Annotated in this window: 9 protein-coding genes; 4 read left to right on the forward strand and 5 right to left on the reverse strand. The window is 67.1% G+C overall.

Going from position 1 to position 12,638, the window contains the following annotated elements; translation table 11 throughout:
- Positions 1–275: 275 nt before the first annotated feature.
- The 4 genes from ABIB42_RS09505 to ABIB42_RS09520 all read left to right on the forward strand — a co-directional run bounded on the left by ABIB42_RS09505 (position 276) and on the right by ABIB42_RS09520 (position 6,709).
- A complete protein-coding gene (locus ABIB42_RS09505) occupies positions 276–1,679 on the forward strand; it encodes a TIGR03013 family XrtA/PEP-CTERM system glycosyltransferase (protein ID WP_005663912.1) in 1,404 nt (467 codons plus the stop codon).
- A 90-nt stretch (positions 1,680–1,769) separates the two neighbouring features.
- Positions 1,770–3,878, forward strand: coding sequence for an XrtA/PEP-CTERM system histidine kinase PrsK (gene prsK, locus ABIB42_RS09510; protein ID WP_005663911.1), 2,109 nt, complete (start codon positions 1,770–1,772; stop codon positions 3,876–3,878).
- Positions 3,879–3,892: 14 nt separating this feature from the next.
- Positions 3,893–5,257: a PEP-CTERM-box response regulator transcription factor gene (prsR, locus tag ABIB42_RS09515; protein ID WP_219861975.1), complete on the forward strand. Its 1,365-nt coding sequence runs from the start codon at positions 3,893–3,895 to the stop codon at positions 5,255–5,257.
- 24 nt (positions 5,258–5,281) lie between these two features.
- Entirely contained in the window at positions 5,282–6,709 is a 1,428-nt protein-coding gene (locus tag ABIB42_RS09520; RefSeq protein WP_219861976.1) for a NosD domain-containing protein, read from the forward strand.
- 4 nt (positions 6,710–6,713) lie between these two features.
- On the opposite strand, the gene ABIB42_RS09525 is transcribed toward ABIB42_RS09520, so the two are convergent.
- The 5 genes from ABIB42_RS09525 to ABIB42_RS09545 all read right to left on the reverse strand — a co-directional run bounded on the left by ABIB42_RS09525 (position 6,714) and on the right by ABIB42_RS09545 (position 12,617).
- Positions 6,714–7,589 carry a hydrolase 1, exosortase A system-associated gene (locus ABIB42_RS09525; RefSeq protein WP_040775560.1) on the reverse strand — a complete coding sequence of 292 codons (876 nt, stop codon included), beginning with the start codon at positions 7,587–7,589 and terminating at the stop codon, positions 6,714–6,716.
- 19 nt (positions 7,590–7,608) lie between these two features.
- Positions 7,609–8,454, reverse strand: a complete 846-nt coding sequence (locus ABIB42_RS09530) for a hydrolase 2, exosortase A system-associated (RefSeq protein ID WP_005663902.1) — start codon at positions 8,452–8,454, stop codon at positions 7,609–7,611.
- Entirely contained in the window at positions 8,451–8,699 is a 249-nt protein-coding gene (locus ABIB42_RS09535) for an acyl carrier protein (protein WP_005663900.1), read from the reverse strand. Before ABIB42_RS09535 ends, ABIB42_RS09530 begins: the two co-directional genes overlap by 4 nt.
- A gap of 11 nt (positions 8,700–8,710) precedes the next feature.
- Positions 8,711–10,171, reverse strand: a complete 1,461-nt coding sequence (locus ABIB42_RS09540) for an oligosaccharide flippase family protein (RefSeq protein WP_005663898.1) — start codon at positions 10,169–10,171, stop codon at positions 8,711–8,713.
- A 280-nt stretch (positions 10,172–10,451) separates the two neighbouring features.
- Positions 10,452–12,617 (reverse strand): glycosyl hydrolase family 79 C-terminal domain-containing protein, encoded by a 2,166-nt coding sequence (locus tag ABIB42_RS09545; protein ID WP_005663896.1) that lies wholly within the window; start codon positions 12,615–12,617, stop codon positions 10,452–10,454.
- Positions 12,618–12,638: the final 21 nt, after the last annotated feature.

Here is a 12,638-nt window from a genome sequence, read left to right on the forward strand (position 1 = left end):
TGTGGGAAATTTTTTCTACCCCGCGCACGGCAGATCTAGCGATAAAGAAACAAATCTCAATCTTTGCTATATTGATAATGTCGCGTAGGAAAATTTATTAACCAGGAGGCGGACGAGGTCGGCGATTGTCGTCAATACAACACGTCCTGGCGAGCGCGACACGTTATAGCTATTGTATGAGACCATGCGCGCGCTGCTGTCGATGCAGCCGATGCCTTGTGGTCGTTTTGCCAACTCAGCAAGCAGTGAAGCAATAATAAATTCTGGGGAATAAAATGTTTCGGATCTCTAATCACTATGTGTCGAAGATCGTATTCGTCCTGCTGTTCGTAGAGATATTGATCCTGCTTGGGGCCGCCTATGCGGGCGCCGCCATGCGTTTTCTTGATGTCGGCGCGCCGGCGACGGCCTTGCAGCTCGATCACTTCATGGCCTCGGCAATCGCCTTCGCGGTGGCAGTGAGCTTCAGCATGAGCGCCATGGGGATGTACCAGCTCGATTTCGACGAAGGCCTGCGCCATCCCTTCCTGATGAAGCTGATGCCCGCCTTCCTGATGGGCTTCCTGATCCTGACCCTGGTGTTCTATATCGCCCCCGACCTGTATTTCGGCCGCGGCATCCTGCTGCTGGTGTTCGGCCTGGCGGCGGTCGGCATCTTTACGGCGCGCATCATCTTCTTCAAGACGTCCGAGCTGCGCCTGATGCAGTCGCGCATCATGTTCCTGGGCAGCGGTCCGCTGGCCAAGGAGTGCAGCGAACTGGCGCAGAAGAAGACCAGCTACCACCGCTACAATATCGCCGGCTTCATTCCGGTCGCCAGCGAAGAGGTCTGCGTGCCTGCCGGCGACCTGCTCAAGGTGCGCGACGGCGATTCGCTGGTCAAGGTCGCCAAGCAGTACGGCGTGCAGGAAATCGTGGTCTCGGTACAGAACCGGCGCGGCAGCTTCCCCATCAAGGAACTGCTGGACTGCAAACTGCAGGGCCTCAAGGTCACCGACGCCGCCACCTTCTTCGAACGCGAAACCTGCCAGATCCGGGTCGATTCGCTTCAGCCGAGCTGGCTGGTGTTCGGCGGCGGCTTCGACCAGAGCTTCATCCGCACTTTCATGAAGCGCGGTTTCGATCTGGTGTGCAGCACCCTGATCATGGTCATGACCCTGCCGATCATGCTGGCCGCGGCGATCGCCGTGTGGCTGGAAGACCGCGGCCCCGTGTTCTATTCGCAGGAACGGGTCGGCAAGGACGGCAAGATCTTCCGGGTGCACAAATTCCGCAGCATGCGCACCGATGCCGAAAAAGGCGGCAAGCCGCAGTGGGCGGCCCAGAACGATCCGCGCGTCACCCGCGTCGGCAATTTCATGCGCAAGACCCGCATCGACGAACTGCCCCAGGTGTTCAATGTGCTCAAGGGCGAGATGTCCTTCGTCGGTCCGCGGCCCGAGCGTGCTTATTTCGTGGAGCAGCTGATCGAGGTGGTGCCGTATTACAATGTACGTCATAGCATCAAGCCGGGCATCACCGGCTGGGCCCAGGTGCGTTACGGCTACGGTTCCTCGGCCGAGGATGCGCTGCAAAAGCTGCAGTACGACCTGTATTACGTCAAGAACAACAGCCTGTTCCTCGACGTGCTGGTCCTGATCAATACGCTCAAGGTCGTGCTGTTCCGCAGCGGGCGCTGACGGCCGTGCCCCGGGTGGTCCCGGGGCCAGGCATCGGTGTGGCCTCCTTACCCGGATTTTTTCAATGCACGTTCTCATGGATGGCGCACGTTGACCAGCATTGCCGTCTACAGCTATAGCGTCGCCGCCGTCGGTTTCTTCCTGCTGATCGGTCTCCTGCTGACGATCTGGCGCGGCCGCAGCCACGTCGCGCCGGTCGCGATCGCCTGCGCGCTCACCGCGCTCTGGTCCGGCGCCCTGGCCCTGGAAGCCGCGTCCGGCCTCGGGCTGTGGTCGGTCTGGACCGACAAGCTCGAGATCCTGCGCAGCGGCGCCTGGTGCGTCGTGCTGCTCCTCTTGCTGGGCAACTACCGCGATCCGGGCAGCCGCTGGCCGTTCGGCCTGCGCACCCCGGTATTCGTGGGCGGCATGGTCTACCTGGGCCTGCTGCTGGCGACGGCGTTGCTGCGCACCGACCTGATGCTCAACTTCGACGGCCTGCTGCCGAACGTGACGGCGCGCGTGTGCCAGGCGGTGCTGGGCATGCTGCTGGTCGAGCAGGTGTACCGCAACAAGACGGTGCAGGAGCGCTGGGCCATCAAGTTCGCCTGCCTCGGCATCGGCGCCATGTTCGCCTACGACTTCTACATGTACAGCCAGGCGATGCTGTTCCACGAGATGCACCAGGACACCTGGGCCGCGCGCGGCATCGTCAACGCCCTGGCCATGCCGCTGATCGGCACCGCGATCAAGCGCGGCGCCTCACGCGCCAATGCGCTGGCGCTGTCGCGGCGCGTGATGTTCCATTCGACCGCGCTGTTCGGCTCCGCGCTGTACCTGATGGCGATGGGCTTCGCCGGCTATTACCTGCGCTACTTCGGCGGCAGCTGGGGCGGCGTGATGCAGGTGGTGTTCCTGTGCGGCGCGCTGCTGGTGCTGGCCGGGACCCTGTTCTCGGGCACCTTCCGCGCCTGGCTCAAGGTTTTCATCAGCAAGCATTTCTACAGCTACGGCTACGACTACCGCGAGGAATGGATGCGCTTCACGCGCACCCTGTCCGAGCACAGCGCCAATATCGGCGAACGCGCGATCGAGGCGGTCGGCGCCCTGGTCGAAAGCCCGGGCGGGGTGCTGTGGCAGCGCCGCGACGGGGAACCCGACAGCGGCGGCGCCGGCGCCTATCGCCCGGCGGCCGGCTGGCAGGCTTCCAGCAGCGCCGTCGAGCCGGCCGATTCGAAGTTCTGCCGCTTCCTGGAAACCACCCAGTGGGTGATCGACCTGCACGAATACAAGGCCCTGCCCGAGAAGTACGGCGACCTCGAACTGCCGGAATGGCTCAAGGCATTCCCGCGCGGCTGGCTGGTGGTGCCCCTGATCATGCACTCGAAACTGTTCGGCTTCGTGGTGCTGCAGGACGCGCGCAGCACGGTGGCCCTGAACTGGGAAGTGTTCGACCTGCTCGAGATCGCGGGCAGCCAGGCCGCCAGCTACCTGGCGCAGCAGGACGCCGCCAACGAGTTGATGGTGGCGCGCCAGTTCGATTCGTTCAACCGCATGTCGACCTTCGTGGTGCACGACCTCAAGAACCTGGTGTCCCAGCTGTCCCTGATGAACGCCAACGCCGAAAAGCACCGCGACAATCCGGAGTTCCAGCGCGACATGCTCGATACGGTCGACCATTCGATCCAGAAGATGACGTCGATGCTGCAGAAACTGAGCCGCAACGACGCCCCGGCGCGGCCGCGCGCCCTGTCGGTCGAGGCCGTGGTGCGCCAGGCGATCGCGCTCAAGAGCGCCCTCGAGCCGCATCCGTCGCTGCAGGTCGAGCAGCAGGGCCTGATGGTGCTGGCCGACCGCGAACGGCTCGAGCGCGTGCTGGGCCACCTGATCCAGAACGCGATCGAGGCCACGCCCAAGAGCGGCCAAGTGAACGTCAGCATCCGCCGCCAGGGCAACCGGGTCGCGATCACGGTGGCCGACACCGGCGCCGGCATGACCGAGAAATTCATTCGCGAGCGCCTGTTCAAGCCGTTCGAGTCGACCAAGCCGGCCGGCATGGGCATCGGCGTGTTCGAGAGCCGCGAATACATCACTGAACTGGGCGGCGCGCTGGACTTGACCAGCACGCCCTCGGTCGGAACCACTTTTACCGTCACCCTGCCGTTGTACCATGAGGCCGGCGCCGGCATTGCCGCCGGCGCCATCGATCGCGCAGCGTGAACTGAGGAATAGCCGTGACCCAAAACAAACCGAAACTGTTGATCATCGAAGACGACCCCGGCCTGCAGAAGCAGCTGCGCTGGAGCTTCGATGCGTATGACGTGGTCGTCGCCGGCGACCGCGAAAGCGCGCTGGCGCAGATCCGCCGCCACGAGCCGGCGGTGGTCACCATGGACCTCGGGCTGCCGCCCGATCCGGACGGTTCGACCGAAGGCCTGGCCACGCTGGAGCAGATCCTGGCGCTGGCGCCGGACACCCGCGTGATCGTCCTGACCGGCAACCAGGAGCGCGCCAACGCGGTCAAGGCGATCGCCATGGGCGCCTACGACTTCCACCAGAAGCCGTGCGAGCCCGAGGTGCTGAACCTGGTGATCCAGCGCGCGTTCTTTTTGCACAACCTGCAGATGGAAAACCGCCGCATGCAGTCGAACCAGGCCGATTCGCCGATGGCGGGCGTGATCAGCCGCGACGCCGGCATGCTCAAGGTGTGCCGCAACATCGAGAAGGTGGCCCCGACCTCGGCCTCGGTGATGATCCTGGGCGAATCGGGCACCGGCAAGGAAGTGCTGGCGCGCGCGCTGCACGCGCTGTCGCCGCGCGCCAAGGAGCGCTTCGTGGCGATCAACTGCGCCGCGATTCCCGAGAACCTGCTCGAGAGCGAACTGTTCGGCTACGAGAAGGGCGCCTTCACCGGCGCCGCCAAGCAGACCAAGGGCAAGGTCGAACTGGCCAACGGCGGCACGTTCTTCCTCGACGAAGTGGGCGACCTGCCGATGGCGCTGCAGGCCAAGCTGCTGCGCTTCCTGCAGGAGCGCGTGATCGAGCGCATCGGCGGCCACGAGGAAATCCCGGTCGACGTGCGCATCGTGTGCGCGACCCACCAAAAGCTCAAGGAATTGTGCAGCACCGGGCGCTTCCGCGAAGACCTGTACTACCGCCTGTCGGAGATCGTGGTCACGATCCCGCCGCTGCGCGCGCGCCAGGGCGATGCGGCCCTGCTGGCCCACCATTTCAAGAACAAGTTCTGCGCCCAGGAATCGCGCCCGACCCTGCACTTCGCGCCCGACGCGATCGCCGCCATCGAGGGCTACCAGTGGCCGGGCAATGTGCGCGAGATGGAAAACTGCGTCAAGCGCGCCGTGATCATGGCCGACGGCCCGACCATCGTGGCCGACGACCTGGGCCTGCCCGGCGATGGCGCGCAGGTCGAGCAACCGCTGAATTTGCGCCAGGTGCGCGACGAGGCCGAACACGCGGCCATCGTGCGCGCGCTAGCGCGGGTGGACGGCAATATCGTCAAGGCTTCCGAGATGCTGGGCGTGAGCCGTCCGACCCTGTATGACCTGATGAACCGGCACGGCATCAAGAGCAGCGCATGAAGTGCTTCCTATGAAGTGCTTCCCATGAAGCGTGGCGCGCGTCTGGCGCTGGCGGCGACCCTGCTGGCCGGCTGCGGCGTGGCGGCGGGGCTGTTCGCGGCCGAGCGTGCCGGCGTGATGCCGCGCACCCTGGCGCCCTACATCGAAAAGCGCAGCAGCGGCCACAACGCCGTCATCGTCGGCGCCGGCCAGTTCGCCAGCCGCAGCCTGCTGGCGCTGGACCGCGGCGCAGCGGGCGGCGCTCCCGCGCCCGACCTGGCGGCCCTGACGCTGGGCGCCCAGCCGCAGCCGGCCGGAGCCGCCGGTTCCGATGATGCCGCGGTCGGCGACGTCGGCGCCCTGCGCGCCGCCATGGCCGCGGCCACGCCGGGCACGACGATCACGCTGGCGCCAGGCAGCTATCGCATCGAACACCGTGCGCTGGAAGCCAGCCGGCCCGGCAGCGCGCAGGCGCCGGTCGTGCTGCGCGCCGCGCGGCCGGGCACGGTGACCTTGCTGTCGAACGTGCCGGTCGCGATCCGGGTCAACGCCCCGCACTGGCGCTTCGAGAACCTCGCCATCGACGGCGCCTGCGCCGCCCACGACGACTGCGAGCACGCCTTCCAGGTGACCGGCGCGGCCAGCCACTTCGCGGCCGTCAACAACACCCTGCAAGGCTTCAACGCCCACTTCAAGATCAACGGCGCCGCCGGACGCTTTCCCGACCATGGCCTGATCGAGGCGAACACCCTGTCCAATCCGGCGCCGCGCGCGACGCGCAAACCGGTGACCCCGATCGACCTGGTCGCGGCCAGCGACTGGACCGTGCGCGGCAACATCATCCGCGACTTCGTCAAGGCGGGCGGCGACCGGATCAGCTACGGCGCCTTCGCCAAGGGCGGCGGCAGCGGCAATCTGTTCGAGCGCAACCTGGTGTGGTGCGAGCAGGCGCTGGCTGGCCAGCCGGGCCAGCGCGTCGGGCTGTCGCTGGGGGGAGGCGGCACCGGCAAGCCGTATTGCCGCGACGGCCGCTGCATTACGGAACAAGAGCGCGGTGTCGTGCGCGCCAACCTGGTCGTCGGCTGTTCCGACGTCGGTATTTATCTCAATAGCGCGGCCGATTCCCGGATCGAGGACAACACCCTGGTCGACACCGCCGGCATCGACGTGCGCTTCGCCACCAGCAGCGCACGGATCGACGGCAACCTGGTCGACGGTCCGATCCGCAGCCGCGACGGCGGCCTGCTGCGCCTGGGCGATAACCGCGACGCGGCCTTGTGGCGCTCGTACGCGGGACTGCATCCGGTGCGCGCCCTGTTCGCGGCGCCGGCCAGCGGCGATTTCCTTTGGCACGACAGGGCGCCGGCACGCGCCATGCCGCGCCAGGACGGCGTCGACTTGTGCGGCGCCGCGCGTGGCCAGGCGAAGGCTTACGGCGCCTTCGAGGATTTCGGCGCCTGCCTGCGCCGCTGAGGATTTACCAGGAGCGCAGCCACTCGGCGGTCCAGCGCGCGACCTGGTCGCGCCAGGCGCGGCGCGAGAAGGTATGGTCGGCGTCGTCGATCTGGCGCCGCGTCACGCGCGGCGGGGCCAGCACGCCTTTCCAGGCGCGGTCGGCGTCGGCCAGGTCGCAGAATTCGCGCGCGGTCAGGTCGGCGCCGGCGATCACCAGCAATACCTGCCCGCGAAAATCCTGCAGGCCGGCGCGCATCCGTTCCGGCAGCGAAGCGGTGGCGGCGGCGGTGGCAGGCGCGGGCCCGCCCCTGGCCTTGCGCAGCAGCGCCACCAATGACGCCAGCGAACGGCGCCAGTCGAGGCCCCCGCGCAGCAGCTGTTTCCAGAAGGCCGGGTCGCGCAGGCGCGCCCGGTAGTAATGGCGCAGGGTGGCGCGCGCCAGGCCGTCCTCGGTGCGCACCCAGGGATTGAGCAGCACCAGTCCGGTCACGCGCGGGTCGCGCGCCGCATACATGCCGATCGCCGAAGCGGCGTCGCACAGGCCCCACAGCACCACTTCGCGCAGGCCGGGCGAGGCCGCCATGAAGGCGTCGATCGCGGCGCGCAGGTCGTCCTCGACGTCGTCGAACGGGCGGATCGTGCCCTCGCTGTCGCCCATGCCGCGGTAGTCGAAACGCAGCACCGGCACGCCGTCCTGCGCCAGGTCGCGCGCCAGCAGGGTGAACTGGCGGTGGCTGCCGGCCCGGTACTGCGGGCCGCCGACGACCACCAGCACGCCGCGCGCGCCGGATGCGGCATGACCCGGCAGGCTCAGGATGCCGTACAGCCGCTCGCCGCCGCAGTCGAAGGCGAGCGCCCGTTCTTCCGGGGGCCGGTCCGGATCGGTAGCGGCTTCCATATGCCTGATCTCCACGCCTTCAATGCCCATGCAGTCTTGCCTCCAGCGCGGCCGTGCCGGTCTCCAGCCAGGCCGCATTCTCGGTGATCTCGGTGGTGGTCCAGAACGGCGCGCTGTGGACCGGGTGCAGGCGCAGGTCGACACCGGCGTCGCACCAGGCGGCGGCGGCGCGCGCGGCGCCGGGGGACGGCTCGGCGCCGGCCTGGGTGACCGCCTCGATCCAGTCGACCGGGCAGGCCGGGCGGAAGGCGTCCAGCGGGTCGAGCGCATCGAGCGCGCGCGCCAGGTGGGGATCGAGGTCGTAGCCGGCAATCTCGAGCGCTTCGCCGGCCAGCAGCGCCGCACGCAATTGCGCCGTGCCGCCGCCGGCGTCGCCATCGGCCAGCAGCGCGCCGGCCAGGCGCAGACGCAGGAACTGGGTCAGGTAGGTGGAGCCCTTGAGCACCGGCTGCCACAGCAGCATGCCGGCCACCGGGTGCGCCGCCGTGCGCGCGTAGTCGAGCGCCAGCAGGGCGCCCAGGCGCAGGCCCCACAGCCGCAGCGGCGCGTCGGTTCGCTCGCGCAGCCAGGCCGCGGCCTGGGCCAGGTCGGCCTTCCACAGTTCCCAGCGCGCGTCGCCGAAGTCGCCGCTGCTGTCGCCGCAGCCGGCCAGGTCGATCTGCAGCACGGCGTGGCCGGCCGCGGCGAAGGCGCGCGCCTGCAGCGCCGCCATGCGGCGCGCGCGGTTCAGCTCTTCGGCGAAGGGATGCACGTACAGCAGCGCCCCGCGCGCCGGGCCGGCCGGCGGGTGATATAGGCAGAAGCGCTGCCCGCCGTCCGCCTTCAGGAAGAAGGGTTCGGCCGGCGCGCCGGCGGCGGCCTTCATGCGCCGCGCTTGTCGTCCACGAAAGCGGCCAGGCTGCCCAGGGTGGAGAAGGTGCTGGCGCTGATGTCGTCGTCGTCGATCGCGATGTCGAAATGTTCCTCGAGGGCGGCGATCAGGCTGATCACCGCCATCGAGTCGAGTTCGGGCAGCGCGCCCAGCAGGGGCGAGTCGGCGCTCAGCTGGCGGCCGGCATCGCCCAGGCTGAGGACGTCGGTGAGGATGGTCTTGATTTGGTCGAGGATCATGCGAATTCCATTCACGGATTGGGGCGCAGCAGCGCCAGCCGGGTCTTGATCGGGGCCGCCAGGCGGTGCACCTCGCCCACCAGTTCATGGCGCGTCAGGCGCAGCAGCAGGTACCAGGCGACGGCGATGACCGGCGCCATGGCGAGCAGGCGCAGCAGCGGCGCCAGCGAGGACGGCAGCGCCATCGCCAGCAGCATGGCGGCGCCGCTGGTGCCCAGCGCCACCACCGCGCTCGGAAGCAGGGCGCGCAGCAGGCGGCCGATGCCGAGGTCGAAATAATGACGCTGGATGTAGGCGCGCAGCGGCATGGTCAGCACCGTTGCCAGGCACAGCGACCATGCGAAGCGCACCAGCGAACCATCGTACATCCATACCCCGAACCCGATGCGCGCGAACAGGATGGCGAGCACGAACACCGCGCTCATGTAAGGGCGCCCAATCGCGGTCAGCGCGAAGCTGACATACTGGAACGTCATTACCGAGGCGGCCGCAAGCGTCAGCGGCAGGATGGCGGGCACCGCCTCGAGCCAGGTCGGGCCGTACAGCGCCAGGACGATGTCGTGCCCGAGCACCGCCGTCAATCCCAGCGCGGTCCAGCCGACCCCGGTCAGCAGGACGGTGGCGCGGGTCAGCACCGGCGCCAGCGATTCGCCGCGGTGGAAGATCTGCGCCATGTAGGAAACGGCGCCGTAGGTCATGGTCGAGCCGGCGATGTGGATGAAAATCTGGACGGTGGAATTGGCGCGGCTGAGCAGGCCGACCTGGCTTGCCGAGCCGAGCTTGCCGAGCAGGATGTCGGGAATCGCATTATTGATCGCCACAGACGTATTCGAAATGAGAGAACCCGCGCCGAAATTGACGATGCCGCGCCAGTGGGTGAACGCGGGCAGCCATGGCATAGTGCGTGGCCGGAAGGGAGCCAGGGCCACGATACTCACGAGAATATTGATCAGGTTGGCCCACGCCAGGCTCATGCTGCCGAATCCGAGCTTGGCCAGCACCAGGCAACTGGCGCAATAACTCAGGGTGCCCGCTGCCGTTACGTAGGCCTGCTTCTGCGCTTCGAATTTGCGCGAGAGCATGGCATTGGTGATCGAGCCGAAAGGAATGAACACGAATCCGAGGGCCAGCACCTGCATGACCGGCACCATCTGAGGCTCGTCGAACGCGGCGCCGATCGGGCCACTGGCGAGATACAGGCACAGGGCGATCAGCCAGGACGAGGAAAACAGTACGCCAGCCGCCGATTGGAGTTTCTCGGGAGTGAGATCGTTCTCGCGCTGGATGTATTGGTTGACGCCGAAATCGCGGAACACATGGGCGAAATTGACGAACACCACGGTCATCGAAAAGACGCCGATCTCGCTCGGACTCAGGATGCGCGCGAGCAGGACGCTGACGATGAACTTGAGCACCGTCGCCCCGGTCGAGGAACAGAAGGTGATGAACAGCGATCGTCGCAGGTTTGCCATGGTTGTCAGGACTGTCGATGACGGCGATGGCGCTTCAGGCGCACGGCCCCGGCGCGACGATGGGCGCGCCAGGCCGGGCAAGGCACGGATGGCTGTCTGCAGTGCGAACTCGGATCGGATTCTTCATGGACGAATATCTGCGGCATGCACGCCTGGCGGCATGCGATCGATTGCTGTAATGCACAATATTATATGCTGCATCCCTATTTCCTCAGGGTCGCACGATACATTTCTTACATGAAAACTGAGTGTGCCTGCCAGTGATTGCCCACATGGCGACTCAGTCGTCCTGCGTTTTGTTTCGGGGAACGATGGCCCATACGGGCATCTTGCTGTAGTCCGGCTTGTCGGCCCGTGCGTCGAAGCGTTTCCAGGCCTCTGCGGCATGTGGAATGCCGGACGTCGCCGCTACCGCCAGCGCGGGCTGCATATTGGCCGGATAGCCCAGCGGCGAGTCCGAATAGCCCGACATCCGGCCGGGCGACCAGCGTCCCTTGCTGGCCGTGCGCAGCCAGTCGCTCTGCTCGCGGCTCGCGCAGGGCTGGTCGATATATTTCAGGCCCTGCGGATGCTTCAGCTTCTTGCTTTCGTTGAGAATGCTGTCGCCGCCAAAATTAAACTGGTACATGGTGGCCAGGTCGTCGAACAGCGGCTCCTTCGGCCCAGGGCGGAATTCGAGATGATAGGCCGAGGCCTGGATCCAGCAGAAACCGGGCGTCGTCATGCGCCCGACCGCATACTTCGCTTTCCAGCGCAAGATGGGCAGCGCCTTGTCGAAGCCGAGTTCTGCGAGATACCCGAAGCTCCAGGTAAGGAAGTCGTCCTGCCATGGCGCCGATGCCTTCACCTTGAACGAACTGGCGCCCGAACTGTCGTACACGCCCAGGCGATTCGGATTGCCCACCACATACGTCGCATGGTAGAAGGCCAGGTTATTGTCGAGCTGCTTGGCGAAATACCCTTTCAGCGGATGGGCGTCGGGGGTGATGTAGGCGGCGTGGCCGAGCGTGCGCAGCGACCATGCCTGGCCGCGTACCTGCTGCCAGCGCACCAGGCCCTGCCCGCGACCCGAATTGCCCGGATCGGTTTCGAGCGGATTGCTGGCGGCCCAGAAGTGCAGCTCTTCCAGGTAGTAATAGTCGCCGGTAAGCAGGTAGGGCAGGTAGGCGAGCGAAGGCTGATGCGAGGTGTCGTGCTTGTAGGGCGTGTCGCACAAGCCCTTGCCGGCGCAGCGCGGCACCGGCAGCGGCGGCCTGTTTGCCAGGTTCATGTGGGTGGAGACGAGGCGATTGGCCGGTGTGTCGGTGCGCAGCGGGTATCCGGTGCGTTCATCGCGCAGGTGGATCGACCAACTGCCCGAACCCTCGGCGGCCGCGATCATGCTGGCGCGCGCGCGCAAGTCCGCCGACAGCAGGTATTGCACCGACCAGCCCGGTAAAGGTCCGATATCGTCGCGCCCACCGGTCGCCGGCATGTAGCGGTTGACGGGTCCGATCGTCATCGGGCCGGTTTTTCCGGAGCCGAGCCGGGAAGCCTGGTCAGCCAGCGAACGTTCGCTCGGCTTGATGCCCTGGTCGTAGTTGGGCACGGCGCGCGAGGCGATCAGGTAGGCGCTGTCGGGGCGGATGTGCAGTTCCGGGGCGCGCGTCTCGTTCCACCAGGCCAGCTGGCGCCAGCGCGCGTGATGGTAATGGCGCAGTCCTTCCCTGGCATACACGGTGCGTCCGCCCACCTCGACCTCGACGTCGTAGTCGAGGTTGCGCGCGCCGGCCTGGAAGGTCCTGGTGTTCTCGACGACGACCTCGACCCGTGCCTGTCGTTCCAGGCCGGGATACCAGCGTACGGCAAAGCGCGCGTCCAGCAGCGGATGGGCGGCGCCGCCCTGCGCCTTGAATGGCGCCAGGCCGCGCCACTCGCGCGCCAGCGGGCCGTCGAGCCAGGCGCCGGTGTTCTTCTCGCCCCTGGCGCCGGCGGCCGCCTCGGCCAGGGTGGCGCGGTAGGTCACGCCATCGATCGTGAGCGTGACGCTGGCCGTCAGGCCGTCGGCGAGCAGGCGCTTGACGGTGACGTCGGCGGCGCGCGGCTGCGGCGCTTGCTCCTTCACCAGGTCGAGGTCGGCGTTTGCGCGCGCGCCGAGACGTGGCAGGACGCCGGAGAGGACCGCATGGCGCACCGAGCCGTCCGCATGAGTGGCCTTGACATCGACCTGTAGCGGCAGCAGGGCGCCGTCTTGCAGGCGCGCCGCCAGGCGCTCGTTCTTGCCCAGGTCGCCCGGCGCGAAGACCTGGCCGAAGGTGAAGGGGACGTCGGCCTGGTCGGAGCGCAGGTTCTGGAGGCGGACTTCAGCGAGAGGGGATGCCGCCAGCGCGGCGGTGCTGGTCAGCACGAGCGCCGCCGCCAGCAGACGGAACAGGCGCGGCGCGGAAAAAGAGGACGGGCCGGACATCGCAGCGGTGGGCGTCGGTGC

The sequence above is a fragment of the Massilia sp. UYP32 genome (genome assembly GCF_050434365.1).
Taxonomy (GTDB): domain Bacteria; phylum Pseudomonadota; class Gammaproteobacteria; order Burkholderiales; family Burkholderiaceae_D; genus Telluria; species Telluria timonae.